Below are 22,432 nucleotides of genomic sequence, written 5' to 3'. Positions count from 1 at the left end.
TGAGGTATTTTCTTATCGATTTAAAGAAATACTAACATTGTGATTTCTTACAACACTTCAGGCGCCAATGATACTATTTTCATGAATTGCTTTTCACGCAATTCACGGGCAACCGGCCCAAAAATACGAGTACCACGTGGTTCATCATTGTTGTTCAATAAAACTGCCGCATTATCTTCAAAACGAATGTATGTACCATCCTTACGACGCACTTCTTTTTTAGTACGTACCACCACGGCCTTGGAAACCGTTCCCTTTTTCATATTACTAGAAGACAGGGCCGATTTTACTGTTACGACGATTTTATCGCCTACTGACGCATAGCGTTTGCCAGTTCCACCAAGTACACGAATTACGAGTACTTCCTTCGCTCCACTGTTGTCTGCTACCGACAGTCTTGATTCTTGCTGTACCATTGTTACTTAGCTCTTTCAAGGATTTCTACTAATCTCCAACGCTTATTTTTACTAAGCGGCCGTGTTTCCATCACGCGGATCGTATCACCGATTCCAACCTGATTTGTTTCGTCATGCACCATAAGCTTGGTAGTTTTAGTCATAAACTTACCGTACTTCGCATGTTTTACTTTCCGCTCCACAGTGATCACACAGGATTTCTCCATTTTGTTGCTCACTACTTTGCCAACTCTCTCTTTACGTAAATTTCTTTCTGTTGCCTCCATAATTTCTAAACTGATTTACTGTTGGTTACTTTTAGCCGACAGCTCGGTTAAGAGTCTTGCAATTTCCTTACGTGAGGCGCGAATACGCAAAGGGTTCTCAATAGGTGAAATAGCATGTGCAAATTTCAACCTCAATAAGCGCTCTCTCTCTTGGGCGATCTGCTGTTTGAGCTGATCCTGCGACAGATCCTTTAATTCTTTACTAGTCATTGCTTTTAATAATTAGTGTTCTTAATACGTTCGGGTTAGCGCTATTCCTGATAATCCCGGCGTACCACGAACTTGGTTTTAATTGGCAACTTTTGTGCAGCCAAACGCAATGCTTCATTCGCAGTATCCAATGCAACACCAGTTGCTTCGAAGATGATTGTTCCAGGTTTAACAGGAGCTACCCAATACTCAGGAGCACCCTTACCTTTACCCATACGAACCTCAGCAGGCTTTTTAGTAATTGGTTTGTCTGGAAAAACACGAATCCAAACCTGACCTTCACGTTTCATTGCACGCGTTACCGAGATACGAGCTGCCTCAATTTGGCGTGCGGTCAACCAACCTGGCTCTAATGCTTTTATTGCAAATGATCCGAAAGCGATTTCATGTCCACGTGTAGCCAAACCGTTATATGAACCCTTTCCTTTTTGTTGCTTGCGAAATTTTGTTCTTTTCGGCTGTAACATGATTTTAATCTATTTGAACCGATTAAAAAACCGGAAAATGCGAATTACTTCTTCTTATTTTTATTTCTCTTGCGACGATCCGCCTCACTTCCGCCACCGCCATCACTACGGGGAGCACCACCACCTTCGTTGCCGCGACCACCTCTTCTATCTCTTCCACCACGGTCATTACCAGCACCGGCACCACCACGCTCATTTCCGCCTCTATCATTTCTATCAGCAGCAGCCGTAGCAGCACTCGGCGTCAAATCACGCTTTCCATAAAGCTCGCCTTTGAATATCCAGACTTTTATACCTATTTTTCCATAAATAGTCTGAGCTTCCGAGATAGCATAATCAATATCCGCTCTCAAAGTATGCAGAGGAATACGACCTTCTTTATATTCTTCTGTACGGGCCATTTCAGCACCACCTAAACGTCCAGCAAGACGGATCTTAATGCCTTGCGTTCCTACCCTCATAGCAGAAGCAATTGATTGCTTCATTGCGCGACGATATGAAATACGTGCTTGTAATTGTTGCGCTATCGCTTCACCAACCAACTTAGCATCGATCTCAGGCCGCTTTATCTCATAGATGTTTATCTGAACATCTTTACCTGTGATCTTTTTAAGCTCTTCTTTGATTTTATCAACCTCGCTTCCACCTTTTCCAATAACTATACCTGGACGTGCAGTATGTATAGTAAGTGTAATACGCTTCAGAGTACGTTCAATAACTACTTTCGAGATTGATCCTTTTGGGATACGTGCCTTGATATAGTTACGAATTTTTTCGTCTTCAACAAGTTTGTCAGAAAAGTCCTTTCCTCCATACCAACTTGACTCCCATCCTCTAACAATTCCTAGTCTCAGACCTATAGGATTAACCTTTTGTCCCATTCGATATAGATCGGTTTACTTATGATTCAGTGATTACTGCTTGTTTATCTACACTCGCGATTACCTCCGCTGCGTCGTCTATCACGATTGTAATGTGATTAGATCTCTTACGAATCCGATGTGCCCTTCCCTGGGGCGCAGGGCGCAACCTTTTCAACATACGTCCACCGTCGATAAAAACGGTTTTTACAATAAGATCAGCATCTTCCAGCTTCGCATCTTCATTCAGCTGTTGCCAGTTGGCTACCGCAGAAAGTAAAACTTTGTGCAATAACGGTGAAGAAGCTCTTGGTTGAAACTTTAACAGCGCCAACGCTTTGCTAACCTTTTGTCCGCGAATCATGTCGGCTACTAACCTCATTTTACGAGGAGAAGTAGGCACATTTCTTAATATAGCTCTTGCTTCCATGTTCTTTCAGATATAGGCTCGTTCCACTAATGTAAAACCAGCTACCGTCGACTAATTATTTTCTTCCTTTATCTTTTTTTGCGGTATGGCCACGGAAATTGCGCGTTGGCGAAAACTCTCCAAGCTTGTGTCCTACCATGTTCTCAGTTACATAAACCGGTATAAACTTGTTGCCGTTGTGAACCGCGAATGTATGCCCGATAAAATCAGGCGAAATCATTGAACGTCGTGACCACGTCTTAATTACAGACTTGCGAGCAGCACTGTTCATCACAGTTACTTTGTTCTCAAGGCGAAAGTCTATATATGGTCCTTTTTTTAATGAGCGTGCCATGTTATTCTATTATTTTTTACGACGGCTGATAATCAATTTTTCTGAATGCTTGTTCCGATCACGGGTTTTAAGTCCTTTTGAGAACTGTCCGTTACGTGACCGAGGCTGTCCACCAGAAGAACGCCCTTCTCCACCACCCATTGGGTGATCAACTGGGTTCATAGCAACACCCCTAACTCTTGGACGACGTCCCAACCAACGTCTGCGTCCTGCCTTTCCAAGAGCTACATTCATATGGCTTGAATTAGATACTGTACCTACCGTTGCAATACAGGTAGAAAGTATCATCCGCATTTCGCCGGATGGCATTTTCAACACTGCATATTTACCTTCTCTCGCCACAAGCTGAGCATAAGCTCCCGCACTTCTGACAAACTGGCCTCCTTTACCAGGAGTAAGCTCAACATTATGAACAATTGTACCAATTGGCATAGACCCCAAAGGAAGAGCGTTTCCTACCTCCGGTGCTACTGAACTTCCAGAAACAATAACTTGTCCTACTTTCAGTCCGTTTGGTGCAATTACATATCTTTTCTCGTCGTCCTCATACTGAACCAAAGCGATACGTGCTGAACGGTTTGGATCGTATTCAATTGTAAGAACTGTTGCTGGTGCATCAAACCGATTTCTTTTGAAATCAATTACACGGTATTTCCGCTTGTGACCACCTCCTATATGACGCATCGTGCGATGTCCCTGGCTGTTACGACCACCTGTTCTTTTGATGGTTTCCAGTAGACTTTTCTCAGGTTTCGCCGTTGTGATCTCCTCGAAAGTAGGAGCGGAGCGAAAACGCTGACCAGCACTTGTAGGTTTTAATTTTTTAACTGCCATTGCTATTAACTCGTCAAAGATTTGAATCAATCAACTAAATTATGCCTCACCGTATATATCGATGATCTCACCTTCCGCTACTGTTACAATAGCTTTCTTGATAGTTGACGTTTTTCCACTTACAAACTTACCTCCCGAAGTGCGGGATTTGCTTTTTCCAATGCTGCGCATTGTGTGAACGCTTTCTACGGTAACCCCAAATAGTTTTTCAATAGCCTTTTTGATCTCAACTTTATTTGAAGTAAGGGACACTTCAAAGGCATATTTTCCTTGACCACCCTGAGCCGTTACCTTTTCGGTTATAATCGGACGTTTCAGTACACTCATCTTATTTGTTCAATTGGGTTTCCAAAATAGATAATGCAGATTCACTAATCAAAAGACGATCCGCATACATCAAGTCATAAGTATTTACTTCATCAACTGTTGTAACTTTTGCTTTCGGAATGTTACGGCTCGACAGATATACATTGCTGTCGACAGAAGGAAGAATGAGTAATGTTTTGGTATTCACAAGAGAAAGTGAATTCAATACATTCAGGTAAGATTTGGTTTTAGGAGCGTCAAAAGTGAATGATTCTAAAACCGAAATTGCATCAGATTTTGCTTTGGCAGAGAAGGCAGACTTACGAGCCAACACCTTTACTTTTTTGTTAATCTTGAAACTGTAATCACGTGGCCTTGGACCGAAAATCCGACCTCCACCTACAAATACAGGAGATTTGATGCTACCAGCACGGGCTCCACCCGTCCCTTTTTGACGTTTAATTTTACGTGTCGAGTGATTTACCTCTGCACGTTCTTTTGATTTGTGAGTACCCTGGCGCTGATTTGCCAGATACAATTTCACATCGAGATAGATCGCGTGCGTATTAGGTTCAATGCCGAAGATTTCTTCTGACACACTAACCTTTTTACCGGTATTTTCTCCCTTTATATTTAATACGGATAGTTCCATCAGTGCTATTTCTCAATGATTAGAAATGAATTCTTTGAACCAGGTACCGAGCCGCTAACCACCAAAAGGTTTTGCTCAGGAATCACTTTCAGAATACGGAGATTCTGAATTTTCACACGATTGTTACCCATGCGTCCACCCATGCGAATACCTTTAAAAACGCGTGATGGGAAAGAACAAGCACCAATCGAACCCGGGTGACGTGCTCTGTTGTGCTGACCGTGTGTCTGACCTCCTACTCCACCGAAGCCATGGCGCTTTACAACACCCTGAAACCCACGGCCTTTTGCAGATCCAACCACGTCTACAAACTCGCCTTCTTCAAAGATATCTTGAACAGATAATGAAGTTCCAAGTTCATGCTCCACTTCAAATTCCTTAAACTCAACCACTTTTTGTTTGGGAGTCGTGTTGGCTTTTTTGAAGTGACCAATCATAGGCTGGGAAGAGTTTTTCTCTTTCTTTTCACCAAAACCTAACTGAATAGCCTTATAGCCATCCTTTTCTTCGGACCTAACTTGTGTAACAACACAAGGACCAGCTTGAATCACAGTACATGCCAGAGCCTGCCCGTCAGCATTGTACAAACTAGTCATTCCGATTTTCTTACCAATTAAACCAGACATGTTTTGAAATTAAAATTAGCAGGTAAAACCCTTATTCTTTAAAACGGACTGCAAAGGTAGGAAATCAAATCCTCGTATCCAAGCAGTAAATAAATATTTCTCGCTGATAATCAGCAAAAAAGGTCAGATGATTTGAACCATCTGACCTCGAATTCTGACAACTGTCGCATTGTGCCCTAAGCACCAGCATTCAACTGCTTTCCTGAGTTCAGATGTGGTTTCCTGAAGGACCTTCATCCAATTTATATTGTCGGTCTAACAAATAGACCCTTACTACTATACTTTAATCTCTACATCAACGCCGCTTGGTAATTCAAGCTTCATAAGGGCATCGACAGTTTTTGCACTCGTAGAGAAAATGTCTACCAAACGTTTGTAAGTACAAAGCTGGAATTGTTCACGTGACTTCTTATTAACGTGCGGAGAACGAAGGACGGTGAACTTTTCAGTTTTAGTTGGCAAAGGAATTGGCCCGCTAACGATAGCACCAGTTGCTTTTACAGCTTTAACAATTTTCTCAGCTGACTTGTCAACCAGATTATGATCGAAAGAGCGAAGTTTAATACGGATTTTTTGATTCATCTTGTTTTATTATTTCCGGTTCTGAGAATATTTGAACGAAACACGTTTCGACAATCCACCGGTGAAAGAACCATTTACTTCACTGGCTTTTGTATAAAAATGATCCGCTGTCAATGTAAGCTGACAGCGGATCATTTTATTTATGCTTTAACTAAACCTTTAGCTTTTTCAATTACTGTCTCTGCGATGTTGTTAGGAACAATCTCATAGTAAGCAAATGTAAGCGAAGCGGTAGCACGTCCTGACGACATCGTACGAAGATCGGTAACATAGCCAAACAATTCAGAAAGCGGAACGTCTGCTTTGATAACCTGTGCACCATTTCTTGAATCCATACCTCTCATGATACCACGGCGACGGTTAAGGTCACCAGTAATAGGTCCGGTATATTCATCAGGAGTAAGAACCTCCACATGCATAATTGGTTCCATCAATTTCGAACCTGCATGACGTGCGGCCTCTTTAAAACCAATTTTAGCAGCCAATTCAAAAGAAAGAGAATCCGAATCGACGTCGTGGAATGATCCGTGGAACAAACGCACTTTCATGGAATCCAAAGGATATCCGGCCAGTGCACCATTGATCATCGCAGCTTCGAAACCTTTCTGAACAGGAGCAATAAATTCACGGGGAATAGCTCCGCCGACAACTTCATTTACAAACTGCAAACCAGTTTTTGGTTCTTTTCCTTCTTCGTTATCATCACGCGGCCCGATTTCGAAAACGATATCAGCAAATTTACCACGGCCACCAGTTTGTTTCTTGTAAACTTCACGGTGCTCAAAGTTCTTCGTGAGAATCTCTTTGTAAGCAACCTGGGGAGCTCCCTGGTTTACTTCCACCTTAAACTCACGACGCATACGGTCGATGATGATTTCAAGGTGAAGCTCGCCCATACCTTTGATGATAGTCTGACCAGTTTCTTCGTTACTTTCTACCTGAAGGGTTGGATCTTCTTCGATCAATTTAGTAATTGCCTTAGAGAAGTTATCGCTATCAGCAGCTTTCTTAGGCTCGATTGCGTAACCGATAACCGGCTCTGGGAATACCATTGATTCCAAAACGATTGGCGATTTTTCATCAGAAAGCGTATCACCAGTTTTGATATCCTTAAAACCTACAACAGCCCCGATATCACCCGCTTCAAGCTTATCAATTTGATTTTGCTTGTTAGCGTGCATTTGGAAAATACGTGAGATACGTTCTTTGTTTCCTGAACGGTTGTTCAAAACATATGAACCTGATTCAAGAACACCAGAATAAGATCTGATAAAGCAAAGACGACCTACGTAAGGGTCGGTAGCGATTTTAAATGCAAGTGCACAGAACGGATCTTTTTCAGATGGCTGACGGCTGATTTCATTTCCTGTACGCGGATCCGTTCCGATAATGCTTTCGCGATCCAATGGTGAAGGCAAAATCGCCATCACATAATCAAGCATTGTCTGAACACCTTTATTTTTGAATGAAGAACCGCAAACCATAGGAACGATTTTCATACTGATCGTCGCAGCGCGCAAAGCAGCAAGAATTTCATCCTCAGAGATTGAAGCAGGATCTTCAAAATATTTCTCCATTAAAGTATCATCGAATTCAGCAACCGCTTCAAGCAATTTCTCTCTCCACTCAGTTGCTTCTTCAAGCATATCGTCGGGAATAGGAACCTCAGTGAAGGTCATTCCTTTGTCTGCCTCATTCCACTCAATTCCTCGGAAGTTAACAAGGTCAACTACTCCACGGAAGGTATCTTCTGCACCAATCGGTAATTGCAGAGGCACAGCGTAGCTGCCCAACATTTCTTTTACCTGAGTACAAACTTTAAGAAAGTCTGCACCAGAGCGGTCCATTTTATTAACAAATCCGATACGTGCTACATTGTAGTTGTTAGCCAGGCGCCAGTTGGTTTCTGACTGAGGTTCCACACCATCAACCGCACTAAAAAGGAAAACAAGGCCATCCAATACACGAAGAGAACGGTTTACTTCAACTGTGAAGTCAACGTGTCCCGGTGTATCGATGATATTGATATGATAATTCTCATCGCGATACTTCCAACCAACAGTTGTCGCAGCAGATGTAATGGTAATACCACGTTCCTGCTCCTGCTCCATCCAGTCCATTGTAGCAGCACCATCATGTACTTCTCCAATTTTATGGCTTACCCCTGCATAGTAAAGGATACGCTCAGTTGTGGTTGTTTTACCGGCATCAATGTGCGCAGCAATACCAATGTTTCTTGTTAATCTTAGATCACGTGCCATGACAGATGGTGATGTGTTATTTTATATTCGATGTGCAATTCACTTTGAAGCAATTTGAACTTTTGGGAGATCGTAAAAACGCACTACTTCCAAAAATTCAGAGCGCAAAAGTATAAATTGTTGATTATAAAAACAATTATGTAAAGGTTAAATTTCAGAAAAATATTAAATAAAAATCGGAAGCCCGATAAAACCGAACTTCCGATCTATTAATATCACACTGATCCTAGAATCTAAAGTGCGAGAACGCTTTGTTGGCATCCGCCATACGGTGCGTATCGTCTTTCTTCTTAACAGCAGCTCCTTCACCTTTTGCAGCGGCGATGATCTCACCTGCAAGGCGGTCAACCATTGTTTTTTCTCCGCGCTTACGGGAATAGTTGATCAACCACTTCATTCCTAGAGACTGTTTACGCTCAGGACGAACTTCGGTTGGAACCTGAAAAGTAGCACCACCTACACGACGGCTCTTTACTTCCACAGACGGGGTTACATTGTTCAGCGCTTTTTTCCATGTTTCAAGACCGTTTTCGCTAGTCTTTTTCTCAACCAGCTCCAATGCGTCATAAAAAATAGTAAATGCAATACTTTTCTTTCCTTCAAACATCAGGTTGTTAACAAACTTGGTAACCTGAACGTCCCTGAACTTTGGATCAGGAAGGATATATCTTTTCTTTGGTTTCGACTTTCTCATTTTAACTTAAATTTTACACGAGGTTTCGTTTTGCAACTTATTCACCCCAGACTAAATCCGGGATTACTTCCCTTTTATCAGATTAATTACTTAATAAAAGCAGAGAGAGTTACTTTTTATTTTTTCTTACCTTTTGTTGGTGCTGCTGCAACTTGTCCTGGTTTCGGACGCTTAGCACCGTATTTAGAACGACGTTGTTTACGTCCGTTCACACCAGCTGTATCCAATGCACCACGGATAATGTGGTAACGCACACCTGGCAAATCTTTCACACGACCACCACGGATCAAAACGATCGAGTGCTCTTGCAAGTTGTGGCCTTCTCCTGGGATGTAGGCATTAACTTCCTTGTTGTTTGAAAGACGAACACGAGCCACTTTACGAAGTGCTGAATTCGGTTTTTTAGGCGTTGTAGTGTACACCCTGGTGCACACACCCCTACGCTGAGGGCAAGAATCCAAAGCCGGTGACTTTGATTTCCATGTAATGGTCTCTCTACCTTTACGGACTAATTGTGAAATAGTTGGCATTTAACAAATTGATTTTGATCTGGTTAATGCACCAGTCTATTGTTTTATAAACAGTTTTCCCGAAAAATCGGACTGCAAAAGTAACAGTCTGCCGTTGATTTACAAAACGTTACTTTATTTTTTTATAAAATGCACCAAAACAATCAGGACCTGTATATCCCAAAGCACGGATAAACCGTATATTGCTTTCATGTATTTTGATAAAAATGTGATTTATAAACCGGTTATTTAAGAGATTTAAAAAATCTTACCGGGTCATATCCATAATTTTATTTCCCGACGTTGTTTAGTAGTATTGTTTTTCCAAACCGCGTGCGCATTGAATCGTTTGATTTTATACTTTACATTATGAAACTTTTGCGGAGTAAGTTTACCCTCGTAACCAGTCTTATTATCTTAACTGTCTATCTGTCCGGTTGTAATTCGGCCATGCAAGCTTATAAGGATGGACAGAAGAAATTTTCAAACGGCGAATACGATCTAGCAATAAAGGGTTTTCAGAAAGCCGCATCCGAAAATTACGAACCAACCCAAACAAACTACCTGATCGCTGAATCCTACCGGCTGTCAAACAGGTTCAAGGAATCCATACCTTATTACAAGAAGGCACTCGAGGGTGGGGTTACCAATCCTGACGCTCAGTTTCAATATGCGTATGCCTTGAAAACGGATGGCCAGTATGCTGAGGCCTCCAATCAATTTGCCGCATTTGCAAAATCAGCAACCAGCCCTCCGAACCTGCAGGACCGTGCGATGAGAGAGGTCGAAATCCTGAAAATCGCAGACAGGTTAAAAGCCCAGAAAATGGAGGTTGAATTAAAAGATATACCTCTGAATACTGCCGGTTCCGAATTCTCTCCTGCTATCCTGGGAAAGGAGCTTGTATTCTCTTCCTCAAAAAAAGAAAAGATCTACAAGAACAATGGCCAGGCCATGCTCGGATTATACAAGATAACAATCGCTGAGGATCCAGGCAATACGCAGGGCACCCCGGTACTACTGAGTAACGATATTTTCGATGCAGATGCAAATGAAGGGTCACCGGCATTTTCTCCGGATGGTAAAACACTTGTTTTTGCCCGGGGAAATACCGGAAAAAAGAATAGTGCAGCAGATGTTGACCTTTATTTGAGTCGCAATGTGAATGGACAATGGACTGTACCTGCCATTCTTCCCATAAACGACTCACTGGCTTGGGACGGCTCGCCTGCTTTCTCTAGGGACGGTAAAACCTTGTACTTTGCCTCTAACCGCGCTGGCGGAGCCGGAGGAATCGATCTTTACCGGACTAACATGGATGCTTCCGGGCGTTTCAGCAAACCAGTGAATATGGGCCGGGACATCAATACAGCAGGAGACGAAATGTTCCCATATGTTGCAGAAGGAGGAAAACTCTATTTTGCGTCCGACGGGCACCCTGGCCTGGGCAAGCTTGACCTTTTCTCGGCTACACGTTCTCAGGGGATAATCTCGATTGAGAATCTCGGTTTGCCGTTTAATAGTCCACAGGATGATTTCGGGCTGGTTTTTTACGAGACCAACAAAAAGGGTTTTTTCTCGTCCAACCGTGACGGGGGGAAAGGCGACGATGATATTTACTACTTTGCTTCTCCGGAAGAACCGGATAGTAGCGAAGTAGCCCGGAATAACTACCCGAACAGCCCCCTTAATCCTAACAATCCAAATTTCATCAATGGTAAGCCAAAAGTGGTACGCTACTTCCTTGCGGGAACTGTTGTAACCAACACTCAGAATCCAATCCCGGTTGACTCCGCTATCGTACATATCCTTCCGGATACTTCAGATACACAGATTGCCCAATTACCCACAAATTCTGAAGGTAAATTTGGGAAGCAACCTGTAGAAGAAGGCAAATCTTATGTTTTGTTGGTAGAAAGGAAAGGATACATTAGTCGGCGTGAGCCGTTCTCAATGGATGGCCGGTCAATCCCTCCGATTTTCCTTACGAAAGAGCTTACTGACACGACTTTTAACGTGATGCTCAAAGTCGACAGACTCGAACTCAACAAGACGTTTGTGCTCGAAAACATTTACTACGACTTGAATAAATATAACATCCGTACGGACGCCGCAATCGAGCTCGATAAACTTGTTCAAATTTTAAAGGATAATCCAAGCATGAAAATTGAACTGAGCTCCCACACAGATGCCCGTGCAACTGATGCATACAATATGACTTTATCCCAGAATCGCGCTGAATCTGCCGTAGAATATCTCAATACTAAGGGGATAGACGCCGATAGAATGGTTGCCAGAGGTTATGGTGAAAGAGAGCTCATAGTTCCAAATGCGAAAACCGAAGAAGAACATCAACGCAACAGGCGAACCGAGTTTACAATTCTTAGTTACTAATTCTATCGACAAAAACTAAGAAAGCCAGCCTCCAGCCAACAGCTCGGGAGCTGGCTTTTTAGCTATGTGCCCAGGCGAATTTTGTATACTTGCACATGCAATTTTTACATTCCAAATCAATTTAGTTTATTCTTAATGGCCCAACGTATCATCTATTGGTTTAGAAATGACCTCCGGCTTCATGACAATGAAGCGCTGTCCTCGGCAGTGGATTCTTTGAGTGAGATTATCCCTGTATATGTTTTTGACCTGCGGCAATTTGATAAAACACGTTTGGGTTTTCGGCGTACCGGGGCACTACGAGCCCGGTTTTTGATAGAATCTGTAGTTGATCTCCGAAACCGTTTAAGAGAAAAAGGAGGTGATTTGCTGATCCGTATTGGAGATCCGGAAAAAATAGTATCTGAAATGGCGGAAGAATTCAACGCAAATTATGTATTTACAAGCAAGGAAATCGCCCCCGAAGAAACACGCATAGAATCTTCACTAAGCAAAAATCTCAAACTCAATAATGTAGACATCAAACTGTTTTGGATGGATACACTTGTTCACGCAAAAGACCTCCCGTTTCCTATTTCCAAACTTCCTGCTACTCTATCTGATTTTTATCTTCTTATAAAAGATAACATAAAGATCCAGGCTCCATATCCTGAACCTTCAAAAATCAAACTCCCTCAGGATTACGACGCCGGAATAATACCTTCTTTGCCAATGCTGGGTATAGATCCGAAAGAAATACCTTCCCAGACCAGTTCTGGCGGAGGAGAGTCCACAGCTATAACAACACTCCAATTCTATATTGAACAAAATGTTAAGGGCGGACAAGATTTAGCATCTCATGACCATCTAACAGACAGCCGCATATCCGACTGGCTTTCGCTGGGCTGCCTCTCCGCACGGTACATATATCAACTGATGAAACAATCCCAGTCAAACCATGGGAATACAGATACGATGATTAATAATCTTTTGGCCAGAGATTATTTTCATTGGACATTACTTCGCTATGGCCCAAGATTATTTAAGCCCAGCGGTATTAAGCATGAATTCAGTAAAAGATGGCTTAATGATAATCTGGCTTTTGAAGAATGGGTAAAAGGCGCAACAACTGATGTAACGATCAATGCAATTATGCAGAAGCTCAATAAAAACGGATATTTAACCGCAGCAGAAAGAGCCGCCGCCGCAGAATTTCTGGTGAATAATCTTGGCATAAACTGGACCTGGGGCGCCATGTATTTTGAAAGCCATCTACTGGATTATGAAGTTTCCGTCAACTGGGGACGATGGAACAATATTGCGGGAGTAGGCGAAGTGTGATCTTTTCACCGCTTATTAATCCTTCTATCCGCTCCTATCGCGGCAAACAGCTGCTAATTGCCGGTTATGTAGTTTTTCTCAAAGATTTTGCTAGCTTTGAACAACTTTGAACTTCAAATATTAACTCTAAAACTGAATAAAAAAATGTCAAAAGGACTCATCGCAGTTATCGTAATAGTTCTTGTTCTTGGATTCGTAGGATGTGGAAAATATAATGGCCTGGTCAGCAAGGATGAAGTAGTCAAAGAATCATGGGCCAGAGTAGAAAGCCAGTACCAACGCCGGGCGGACCTCATCCCTAACCTCGTCAATACGGTTAAGGGAGCGGCCGATTTTGAAAAGAGTACTTTAACCAGTGTAATCGAAGCACGTAGCAAGGCAACACAGACCACAATCAATGCAGACCAGCTTACTCCTGAAAACATTGCCAAGTTCCAGGGTGCGCAGGATCAACTGAGCGGGGCGCTTTCAAGGCTTCTGGTCTCAGTTGAACAATACCCTCAGTTGAAGGCCAACCAGAACTTTCTGGAACTTCAGGCGCAACTTGAAGGAACAGAAAACAGGATCACTGTTGCAAGAAATGACTTTAACACAGTTGTGAAGGATTATAATCAGGAGGTACGTACATTCCCTACCAATCTGTTTGCGGGTGTGTTCGGCTTTGCCCAAAAAGGTTACTTTACTGCCGCAGCTGGTTCTGATAAAGCTCCATCCGTACAATTTTAACAGTGTCGCTCTGGTTTCCGGAGTGAACAAAACGCGCCATGCCCAAAGAATCACCTTTTTTTAAAGAAGAGGAACAGCAACGTATTATCGAAGCAATACGTCAGGCTGAAAAGCAGACTTCAGGCGAAGTAAAAGTACATATTGAAAAAAAATGTCCTACGGGAGATGTGATGGATAGGGCTAAGGAAGTTTTTGGTCTCTTGAACATGCATCTCACCGAGGAAAGGAACGGTGTACTTTTTTACCTGGCCTACGAAGACCGGAAATTTGCTGTGTTGGGCGACAAAGGGATATATGAAAAAGTATCCCAGAATTTTTGGGACAGCACAAAAGATTTGCTCCGCTCCCATTTCTCAAAAAATCAGTTTTCAGAAGGTCTTTGCCAGGGAATTGCCGAAGCAGGTTTGCAATTGAAAAAACACTTCCCATACCAGTCTGACGACATCAACGAACTGCCTGACGATATTTCGTTCGGGCAATGAATAAATATGAAGAAATACCTCTTTTTTTCTTTTTTTCTTTTACTACACCTTGCCCAGGTTTCGGCTCAGGATATTCCGGCCAAGCCCAATCCGCCGAGGCTTGTCAATGACTTTGCCAATCAGCTCAAAGCTGGTGAAATAGCCTCATTGGAACAAAAGCTGGTTGCATACAACGATTCTACTTCTTCTCAGATTGTGATTGTGGTAGTGCCTACAACCGGCGATTATCCAATTGCCGACTATGCTATCAAGCTCGGGCGTGAATGGGGAGTAGGTCAGAAAGATAAAGACAATGGAATTGTGATCCTCTGGGCATCTACGGACAGGAAAATATTCATCAGTACAGGGTACGGCATGGAAGGAGCTATTCCAGACGCCATTGCAAAAAGAATTATTTCCCAGGTCATCACCCCTCAGTTCAAGAACGGAATGTTTTATCAGGGCCTCGACCAGGGCGTTGATATGATTTTCAAATATGCCACGGGCGAGTATAAAGCGGAACCTGGCGACAATAATAATGATGGAGGTTCATTTCCTCCCGTTCTGGTTTTCGTCATCGTGTTTGTGATCATTCTCATCATTATGTTCCGTAACCGCAACAACCGCGGCGGAAATGGCGGAGGTTTCCGAAATTTCGGAGGACCTGTGATATGGCCATATACCACGCATTCAGGCGGAGGAAGTTATTCCGGCAACTGGGGCGGAGGTGGCAGTAGCGGAGGCTTTGGCGGTTTTGGAGGCGGCAGTTTCGGTGGTGGTGGTGCAGGAGGTGATTATTGACCAATATAAAATGCTATAACCCGCCGGTCATCTTATTCCGGAAGGTTACGAAATCCCGTGAAATGACATCCAGTCATTCCACGGGATTTCTTCGTTTATATCCCCTGGCATTTGCACCGGCAAAGAGCACTGGCACAACTTTTGAACCTAATATAGAAAATATATAATTTTTAACCTAAATATTGAATTATGGAAAAGAAAAACAACACTGGCATGCTGGTCGGTTTGATATTGATGACCATACTGGCAGCCGTTTTTGGATACCTGTACTATAACGAACGGAACATTACCCACAAACAAGAGGCCGACCTGGAAGCCAGAGTTTCTGAGCTGGCAACTTCGGAGATCAAACTTGACTCAATCTCAAAACAGCTCGATGCCCGAATTCTCGAAGTACAGGGACTAGGCGGCGATATCGAGGAACTGCAAAAAGTTAAGGCAGCACTGGAAAGCGATAGAATAGCCCTGCGCAAGGGAAATCTGACGATGGGCAAAAAGGTGAAAGAATATGAAGAATTCCTGACCAAGAAAGATGAAGAAATTGCCCAGCTAAGGGAGGAAAACCAGCAGCTGATCAGTCAGAACGAAACTTTGACACAGGTAAAAACCGAGCTGGAAACCAGCAAGCAGGCGATCAGTGACTCACTAAGCGGCGTAATTTCAAAAAACACAGAACTGGAATCGAAAGTAACGATGGCGGCGGCACTGCGTGCACGTAATGTGAAAGTTTATGCGGTATCTTCAAAAGGAAAAGTACGTGAAGGTGAAAATGTCAAAGCGAAACGTATAGACAAGGTACGGGTCGATTTTATTCTTGAGAAAAACCCGTTGACGCTCACTGACAACAAGACTGTGTATCTCCGTATTATTGATCCTACAGGAGCAACGATATCCGATACAAAAACCGGCTCTGGAGTCTTTGACTACAATGGACAGGAGCAAGGTTATACGATCAGCAAGGATATTGCTTACAATAACAGCAATCAAGACGTAAGCATTATGTACGACAGAACTGCGCCATTCAACTCTGGTAAATATACCATCGAACTTTATTCGGAAGGATTTTCCATAGGTGAAGGGTCATTCTCCGTCAAGTAACTCTTAAATTACTGACGTTAAAAGCGGTAGTAAAGTGGATCACTTTACTACCGCTTTTATTTTGTATAATTATTACTCAATATCCCTATCTTGCACGATAAAAAACATAGGATAACAACCCCATTTACCAAATAAAACACTTCTAATTTATGTCTTCACATATATCCCAGAAACACCCTCGCGGATTATACGTTCTTTTTTTTGCTGAAATGTGGGAGAGGTTTAGCTACTATGGTATGCGAGCTATTCTTCTTCTTTTTTTGCTGGACAGTGCGAGAGGGGGCCCGGGACTACCCGCCGCGGAAGGGGCTGCGGTTTACGGATTGTATACGGCATCGGTATACTTGCTGACATTACCCGGCGGGTGGATCGCCGACAACATTCTCGGACAGAAAAAAGCGATCTGGTACGGGGGCATCATCATCATGCTTGGACATGTTATATTGGCAATCCCGTCGGGAACGGGAGTTTTTCTTTTAGGACTTACCACTGTCGCGGTGGGAACGGGATTACTGAAACCAAATATCAGTTCCATCGTTGGCGAGCTTTATCCCGAAGGTGGGGCACGGCGCGACGCTGCCTTCTCTATTTTTTACATGGGTATTAATCTGGGCTCACTCCTTGGAATTTTTATCGTAGGATATTTGGGTCAGAAAATAAGCTGGCATTTGGGATTCGGGGCAGCGGCAATAGGCATGCTGTTGGGGCTGATCGTTTTCCGTATAGGCGGAGCCCGGCATCTGAAAGGCCTTGGAGAAGTCCCCCTGGCGACTGTTTCTACTCCTGAAAGCGTTGCCCAGGGTAATTCAAACAAAAAACTTGGCTATGTGCTCATAGCAGCGGTGGTTGCATTGCTGGTCGGCTTGCAGCTGGGCGGCATTATCGATTTTACTACCGCACAAGGCCTGGCGCAGGGAGCTGGTGTCATTATCGTGATCATATCAGTTTCTTATTTCCTTTTTATATTAATCCTCGGAGGTCTTACCCCGGTTGAGAAAAAACGGGTGCTGGTACTGATCATTTTATTCATTGCGGCCGCCCTTTTCTGGTCTGGGTATGAGCAGGCCGGCTCGTCGCTGCAGATCTTTGCAGAGCGGCATACCGAACGTACCGTTGCCGGGTGGGAAGTCCCGTCCAGCTGGTTCCAGAATTTCCAGCCGACGTTTGTCCTCATTTTTGCCCCAATATTAGCCAGCCTCTGGATATGGCTTTCAAGCAGGAGCCTTAACCCTTCGATTCCTGTAAAATTTGCGCTGGGACTCATTCTTCTCGGACTTAGTTTTTTTGTGATGGTTTGGGCATCTGATGTAGCCATCACCGGTAAGCTCGCTTCTCCATTCTTCCTTACGTTTACCTACTTTTTACATACCATTGGCGAGTTGTGCCTGAGTCCCGTCGGATTGAGTTCCTATACCAAATTAGCCCCGAAAAGATATGTCAGCCAGTTGATGGGGATCTGGTTTGTTGCCGCGTCCCTGGGAAATCTGATTGCCGGGCTTTTTGCAGGGAATTTCGATGAAGGAAACATTCTGCAAATGCCTGCCTTGTTCAATCAGGTGGCCATTTTCACCACCGCATTTGGATTACTATTGCTCGTCTTCTGGAAACCGGTCAAAAACTGGATGGGAGGAATTCATTAAATAAGAACCAACTTCAAAAAAAGATAAGCCCATGAAATCAGCAGGTTTGTGTTATTGTGCTTTGCTGGCCACCCTATTGTTGGCGTCAGCCTGTAAAAAAGAAAAGGAAGAATCCACCGCCGAAAAAGTACCCGGCTTTGACCTTACTTCCATCGATTCCACCCAAAAAGCATGTGAAGACTTTGACAGCTACGCCAATGGTGGCTGGAAAAAAAAGAACCCGATACCCGGCACAGAAAGCCGCTGGGGTGCTTTCGGGATTCTTGACAAAGAAAACAAGGAAGTAAGGCTGCGTGGGATCATTGAAGAGATCGCTGCATTGAAAGACCGGAAAAAGGGAAGTGAGGAACAGCAGATCGCAGACTACTACCAGTCATTTCTTGATACTTCCACCATCGAAAAACGTGGTCTCGCTCCGTTAAAGCCTTATTTGGATAAAATCAATGGCATTCAGTCACTCAAAGATATGGCGGCGGTCACCGGCGAAATGCAAAAAGTAGGTGTACAAACCGTTATCGGATTTGGAGTGGAAGGCGATTTGCGCAATAGTAAAGTCAACATTCTGTACCAAACTCAGGACGGGCTCAGCCTGGGCGAAAAAAGCTACTATGAACGAACTGATTCCAGTACGGTAAAAGTCCGGGCGGAATTTGTGAAACACGTGGATAAAATGTTTTCACTCGCGTCGTTCAGTGATCCGAAACCCGGACAAACTATCCTGGATTTTGAGACCAAACTTGCCAAACTTCAGCTATCGAATGTAGAGCTTCGTGATCCTGTGAAGACGTATAATAAGATGTCTTTCAAAGATTTCGAAAAACTGACGCCTGATTTCGACCTTAAAACCTACGTTGACGAACAGGACATCAAAACGGATACGATCATCGTACAAAACAAGCCCTATCTGCAAAATCTGAATACTTTGCTGAAAGCAACGCCTCTCGCCACATTGAAGCTCTATACAAAATGGCAGCTGCTTTCGAACTTCGCAGGATTTCTTCCTAAAAGCTTCGATCAGGAAAATTTCCGGTTTTTCGCTACGGTTATGCGCGGAACAAAGCAGCAAAAGGCGAGAGTTGAAAGAGCAATCCGGTCAACGGACGGATTGCTGGGTATGCCGCTAGGTAAGCTTTTCACCAAAAAATATTTCCCAGAGGAAGACAAAAAGAAGGTCTCGGAAATGATCGAGAATGTACGGGCGGTATATGGTGAAAGAATTGACAAACTAACCTGGATGAGCGATTCCACGAAGGCAAAAGCACACAAAAAACTGAAAGCCTTTACATATAAAATCGGCTATCCCGACAAATGGAAAGATTATTCTTCGATTAAAATAGAGAATGACAAACTATTCGAAAACGTTATCGCGGCATCTATTTTCGGCCATGAAGAACAGGTGGAAAAGATCGGAAAACCGGTAGATAAAGACGAGTGGCTTATGACACCTCAAACGGTAAATGCCTATTACAACCCTTTGAATAATGAAGTTGCATTTCCTGCGGGCATTCTACAGCCTCCTTTTTACAATCGTGACGCCGACGATGCGATCAATTACGGCGGTATTATTGCCGTAATCGGGCATGAATTTACACACGGCTTTGACGATCAGGGCTCGCAATTTGACGACGAGGGAAACCTTAAAAACTGGTGGACCGCTTCCGATCGCGCCAATTTCGATAAACTGACCAAACGGTATATTGACTATTTCAGTGGAATTGAGGCGCTGCCAGGATTTAAAATCAACGGCGCTCTTACAATCGGGGAAAACGTAGCGGACCTTGGCGGACTGACGCTAGCTTACTACGCCCTTGAAAAATCACTGAAAGGGAAACCTGAACCTGCACCTATCGACGGTTTTAACTGGAAACAACGGTTTTTCCTTGGCTGGGCTCAGGTTTGGCACATGAACAACACGGATGAAGCTTTAAGAAACCAGGTTCAAACAGATCCGCATTCACCTGCCAAGGACAGGATCAACGGCCCGATGCCGCATCTGAAAGAATTTGAAGCCGCGTGGAGTTGCGGAAAAGGAAGCAAAATGACACTCCCGGATTCAGCAAGAGTTGTGATCTGGTAAAAACGGAGTTACTTACCAGCGACGTATTTGTTGCGGTATACACTCGGACTACACCCCTTAGCCTGCCTGAATTGGCGGGCTATATTTTTGCTGTCAGTCAAGCCCATATCCAGTGCTATTTCGAAAACCGACATGTCTGTATCCAGCAATTTCTGAGTGAATTTTTCTATCCGGAGATTAAAAATGTATTTGTAGATGGGGTATCCGGTAATTTCAAGAAACCGCTTTTCCAGCGCACGGCGGGATAACGGGACTTGTTTTACTACCTCTTCGACATGCAGGTTTTTGTCGATATTCTGATGGATATATTTCAAAGAAGATGCAATGTGATTGTCATTGGTGGCATAAATATCTGTGGAATGCCGCGTGATCACCTGCATCGGTTTCACGATGATATCGTAATAATTATGCGTTCCGTGTTCAATCATGTGCTCCATCAGCTTTGCTGCATCATAACCTCCCTTTTCTGCATCCAAGGCAATACTGGAAAGGGGCGGATCAGAAAGATCACATATCATTTCGTCATTATCGACCCCCAAAACAGCTACTTCTTCCGGAATCCTGATCCCCACATGACGGCAGGCTTCGGTGATATGCTGCCCCTGGTTATCATCACAGGTCATCAGTCCGATCGGCTTCGGAAGTGATTTTAGCCAGCGGCTCAAAGAACTCGGTTTGTAATACCATAGCTCCGTAGACCGTGCCTTTTTATGCTCAAAATAATGCACATTATGCCCTTTGGCTCTTAATCTTTCTTCAAAACCTTCCGCTCTTTCCCGCGACCAGACAATGTCGTTAAAACCGTAAAAAGCGAAATTCGTAAATCCTTTTTTCAGAAAATAATCCGCGCCCAACTCTCCGGCCTCGTGATAGGCACCCGTAATGTTCGGGATTTCCGCGAAACGTTCCTTGAAATCCTGTGCAATGACAGGGATACCTGCCTTTACGATCTTGTCAATTTCCTGATCATTATACAACTGCCCGATAATACCATCTGCCCCCCATTCCAACGCCCATTTTAAGATACCATCGATCCCGAGTGTCTCCCGATGGAACAAAGGCATCCTGCAAAAAATCCAGGGGCCGAATTCCTTCGAATACGTACTGATTCCCTTCATCAGGCTCTTGCTGTATTCCTCCGCAAAATCGAGCAGCAGGATGATTTTGTACATAGAGATGGGAATTACTGAAATTAAAATATTTCCTTCAGGCTGGTGATGGTGTCGTTATTCACCAATGGTTTGGCCCATAATCCGATGCTTAGGATATACGCAAGAGGAATAAAAAGAAAAAGCATGGCATATTGCAGCCCTACCAGTTCACCAAGCCCACCGATAATCAACGGAACTACCGCTCCGCCTGCAATCCCCGCACACAAAATGCCTGAGAACGTACCATGGTGCTGGGGAACGGAATTCAGGGCCAGTGAAAAAATTACGGAATACATCACCGAAGCAAAGAAGCCGCTCATCGGAAAAGCATAGAGCGCTATTTCTCCCGAGCCGAACAATGCCGCCATCAGGGATATAATTGCGCCTGAGGTGAAAACTATCAGTACTTTACGGCTATCGAGAAGTTTTAAGAGAATTAACCCTAAAAAGCATCCTACCGTAAGCAACCCCCAGAAATAAGAGATCACCGAGGCACCGGTAGTCGCCGGATCAACACCGTGATAGGTCTGTAAAAACTGTGAGATCCAGTTTGCAATTCCCTGTTCGGTTCCTACATAAGAAAATATGCCCAGAAAGAACAACCACACGAATTTATTCGCAGACAGCTGTTTGAAAGAGCTCCCGATATCGATCCGCTCGTCCTCCCGCAAATCCACTTTCGGAAACCGCACCAGCCCTATCACAACCACCATCGCAATGGCTATGACCGCAAAAACCCAGTACAGTGAAACCCATTTAAGGTTTTCGGGAACCAGGCGATTTAAAATACCGATCAGAAAACCAGACTGATCCGAATGTACATTTAAAACCAGATAGCTATAAAGCAAAGGGCTTAAAAAGGACGCTGCTCCAAAGAAAAGCTGAGCCATAACCGAGTTGAAGGCGAATTTGGCCTCTCCTCCTGCAACCCGCAGCAGAGGGTTGATCACAACCTGCAGCATCGCCATACCGATGCCTATCAGAAAAAGTGAAAACAGCGCGATGGAAAATCCGGGAATCAACGCAAAAAGCAACGCTCCTATAAATGCAAGCAGAAAAGCCGCCATCAGGATTTTCTTTTCCCCGTACTTCTCAACCATAAGTCCGGCCGGAATGGACATCACTCCGTATGCAACAAAAAATGAAAATGGTAAAAAACCGGCAAGACCGATGCTCAGATCAAAGCTTTTGACGATATCCGGGATAATCGGACCAAGGATATTGGTTAGAAAGGAGATTACAAAAAAGATCAGGAGGATTAATATTACAATAAAAGTATTCCGTTGCATAAGGTGGGTTCTTAAATTCAGATTCTAA

The 22,432-nt window shown here is 43.6% G+C and carries 25 protein-coding genes; 8 read left to right on the top strand and 17 right to left on the bottom strand.

Going from position 1 to position 22,432, the window contains the following annotated elements:
* Positions 1 to 47: 47 nt before the first annotated feature.
* The 15 genes from rplN to rpsL all read right to left on the bottom strand — a co-directional run bounded on the left by rplN (position 48) and on the right by rpsL (position 9,468).
* Positions 48 to 416, bottom strand: a complete 369-nt coding sequence (gene rplN / locus FBF61_RS20715) for a 50S ribosomal protein L14 (RefSeq protein ID WP_026631237.1) — start codon at positions 414 to 416, stop codon at positions 48 to 50.
* Between the two features lie 2 nt (positions 417 to 418).
* Complete coding sequence (gene rpsQ / locus FBF61_RS20710) at positions 419 to 682, bottom strand: 30S ribosomal protein S17 (RefSeq protein ID WP_082217005.1); 264 nt, start codon at positions 680 to 682, stop codon at positions 419 to 421.
* 15 nt (positions 683 to 697) lie between these two features.
* Complete coding sequence (gene rpmC, locus FBF61_RS20705; protein ID WP_138480886.1) at positions 698 to 892, bottom strand: 50S ribosomal protein L29; 195 nt, start codon at positions 890 to 892, stop codon at positions 698 to 700.
* 41 nt (positions 893 to 933) lie between these two features.
* Positions 934 to 1,359: a 50S ribosomal protein L16 gene (gene rplP, locus FBF61_RS20700; RefSeq protein ID WP_138480884.1), complete on the bottom strand. Its 426-nt coding sequence runs from the start codon at positions 1,357 to 1,359 to the stop codon at positions 934 to 936.
* Between the two features lie 44 nt (positions 1,360 to 1,403).
* Positions 1,404 to 2,240 carry a 30S ribosomal protein S3 gene (gene rpsC, locus FBF61_RS20695; RefSeq protein ID WP_138480882.1) on the bottom strand — a complete coding sequence of 279 codons (837 nt, stop codon included), beginning with the start codon at positions 2,238 to 2,240 and terminating at the stop codon, positions 1,404 to 1,406.
* Between the two features lie 19 nt (positions 2,241 to 2,259).
* Positions 2,260 to 2,649 (bottom strand): 50S ribosomal protein L22, encoded by a 390-nt coding sequence (rplV, locus tag FBF61_RS20690; protein WP_138480880.1) that lies wholly within the window; start codon positions 2,647 to 2,649, stop codon positions 2,260 to 2,262.
* A gap of 55 nt (positions 2,650 to 2,704) precedes the next feature.
* Positions 2,705 to 2,983, bottom strand: coding sequence for a 30S ribosomal protein S19 (gene rpsS / locus FBF61_RS20685; protein WP_115830811.1), 279 nt, complete (start codon positions 2,981 to 2,983; stop codon positions 2,705 to 2,707).
* A gap of 9 nt (positions 2,984 to 2,992) precedes the next feature.
* The gene (gene rplB, locus FBF61_RS20680) at positions 2,993 to 3,817 is read right to left on the bottom strand and encodes a 50S ribosomal protein L2 (RefSeq protein WP_138480878.1); all 825 of its coding nucleotides are present in this window, start codon (positions 3,815 to 3,817) and stop codon (positions 2,993 to 2,995) included.
* Positions 3,818 to 3,856: 39 nt separating this feature from the next.
* Positions 3,857 to 4,144, bottom strand: coding sequence for a 50S ribosomal protein L23 (gene rplW, locus FBF61_RS20675; protein WP_025764313.1), 288 nt, complete (start codon positions 4,142 to 4,144; stop codon positions 3,857 to 3,859).
* Position 4,145: 1 nt separating this feature from the next.
* The gene (rplD, locus tag FBF61_RS20670; RefSeq protein WP_138480875.1) at positions 4,146 to 4,775 is read right to left on the bottom strand and encodes a 50S ribosomal protein L4; all 630 of its coding nucleotides are present in this window, start codon (positions 4,773 to 4,775) and stop codon (positions 4,146 to 4,148) included.
* 5 nt (positions 4,776 to 4,780) lie between these two features.
* On the bottom strand, positions 4,781 to 5,401 hold the full coding sequence (gene rplC, locus FBF61_RS20665) for a 50S ribosomal protein L3 (protein WP_138480873.1): 621 nt from the start codon (positions 5,399 to 5,401) through the stop codon (positions 4,781 to 4,783).
* Positions 5,402 to 5,677: 276 nt separating this feature from the next.
* A complete protein-coding gene (gene rpsJ / locus FBF61_RS20660) occupies positions 5,678 to 5,983 on the bottom strand; it encodes a 30S ribosomal protein S10 (RefSeq protein ID WP_026631228.1) in 306 nt (101 codons plus the stop codon).
* 140 nt (positions 5,984 to 6,123) lie between these two features.
* Entirely contained in the window at positions 6,124 to 8,244 is a 2,121-nt protein-coding gene (fusA, locus tag FBF61_RS20655) for an elongation factor G (protein ID WP_138480871.1), read from the bottom strand.
* 226 nt (positions 8,245 to 8,470) lie between these two features.
* Entirely contained in the window at positions 8,471 to 8,938 is a 468-nt protein-coding gene (rpsG, locus tag FBF61_RS20650) for a 30S ribosomal protein S7 (protein WP_138480869.1), read from the bottom strand.
* A 116-nt stretch (positions 8,939 to 9,054) separates the two neighbouring features.
* Entirely contained in the window at positions 9,055 to 9,468 is a 414-nt protein-coding gene (rpsL, locus tag FBF61_RS20645) for a 30S ribosomal protein S12 (protein WP_026631225.1), read from the bottom strand.
* A 348-nt stretch (positions 9,469 to 9,816) separates the two neighbouring features.
* Between rpsL and FBF61_RS20640 the strand changes: the two genes are divergently transcribed.
* The 8 genes from FBF61_RS20640 (at position 9,817) to FBF61_RS20605 (ending at position 19,964) form a co-directional block, all read left to right on the top strand.
* Complete coding sequence (locus FBF61_RS20640; RefSeq protein ID WP_445438736.1) at positions 9,817 to 11,841, top strand: CHU_0125 family OmpA-like outer membrane integrity protein; 2,025 nt, start codon at positions 9,817 to 9,819, stop codon at positions 11,839 to 11,841.
* Positions 11,842 to 11,976: 135 nt separating this feature from the next.
* Entirely contained in the window at positions 11,977 to 13,161 is a 1,185-nt protein-coding gene (locus FBF61_RS20635; protein ID WP_138480867.1) for a deoxyribodipyrimidine photo-lyase, read from the top strand.
* Between the two features lie 144 nt (positions 13,162 to 13,305).
* Positions 13,306 to 13,887 (top strand): LemA family protein, encoded by a 582-nt coding sequence (locus tag FBF61_RS20630; RefSeq protein WP_138480865.1) that lies wholly within the window; start codon positions 13,306 to 13,308, stop codon positions 13,885 to 13,887.
* Positions 13,888 to 13,925: 38 nt separating this feature from the next.
* Entirely contained in the window at positions 13,926 to 14,369 is a 444-nt protein-coding gene (locus FBF61_RS20625) for a TPM domain-containing protein (RefSeq protein ID WP_138480863.1), read from the top strand.
* Between the two features lie 6 nt (positions 14,370 to 14,375).
* Entirely contained in the window at positions 14,376 to 15,149 is a 774-nt protein-coding gene (locus tag FBF61_RS20620; RefSeq protein WP_138480861.1) for a TPM domain-containing protein, read from the top strand.
* 189 nt (positions 15,150 to 15,338) lie between these two features.
* On the top strand, positions 15,339 to 16,247 hold the full coding sequence (locus tag FBF61_RS20615) for a DUF8428 domain-containing protein (RefSeq protein ID WP_138480859.1): 909 nt from the start codon (positions 15,339 to 15,341) through the stop codon (positions 16,245 to 16,247).
* Between the two features lie 149 nt (positions 16,248 to 16,396).
* Positions 16,397 to 17,887, top strand: coding sequence for a peptide MFS transporter (locus tag FBF61_RS20610; RefSeq protein WP_138480857.1), 1,491 nt, complete (start codon positions 16,397 to 16,399; stop codon positions 17,885 to 17,887).
* A 31-nt stretch (positions 17,888 to 17,918) separates the two neighbouring features.
* Positions 17,919 to 19,964: a M13 family metallopeptidase gene (locus FBF61_RS20605; RefSeq protein ID WP_138480855.1), complete on the top strand. Its 2,046-nt coding sequence runs from the start codon at positions 17,919 to 17,921 to the stop codon at positions 19,962 to 19,964.
* An 8-nt stretch (positions 19,965 to 19,972) separates the two neighbouring features.
* Here the strand turns inward: FBF61_RS20605 and FBF61_RS20600 are convergent, their stop codons facing one another.
* Positions 19,973 to 21,136, bottom strand: coding sequence for an AraC family transcriptional regulator (locus FBF61_RS20600; RefSeq protein ID WP_138480853.1), 1,164 nt, complete (start codon positions 21,134 to 21,136; stop codon positions 19,973 to 19,975).
* A gap of 20 nt (positions 21,137 to 21,156) precedes the next feature.
* Positions 21,157 to 22,404: an MFS transporter gene (locus tag FBF61_RS20595; RefSeq protein ID WP_138480852.1), complete on the bottom strand. Its 1,248-nt coding sequence runs from the start codon at positions 22,402 to 22,404 to the stop codon at positions 21,157 to 21,159.
* Positions 22,405 to 22,432 lie beyond the last annotated feature (28 nt).

The sequence above is a fragment of the Dyadobacter bucti genome, assembly GCF_005869225.1.
In the GTDB taxonomy this organism is placed as follows: Bacteria; Bacteroidota; Bacteroidia; order Cytophagales; family Spirosomataceae; genus Dyadobacter; species Dyadobacter bucti.
Note: the sequence above shows the minus strand (reverse complement) of the source record. Positions and strands in the feature narration are given on the sequence as shown.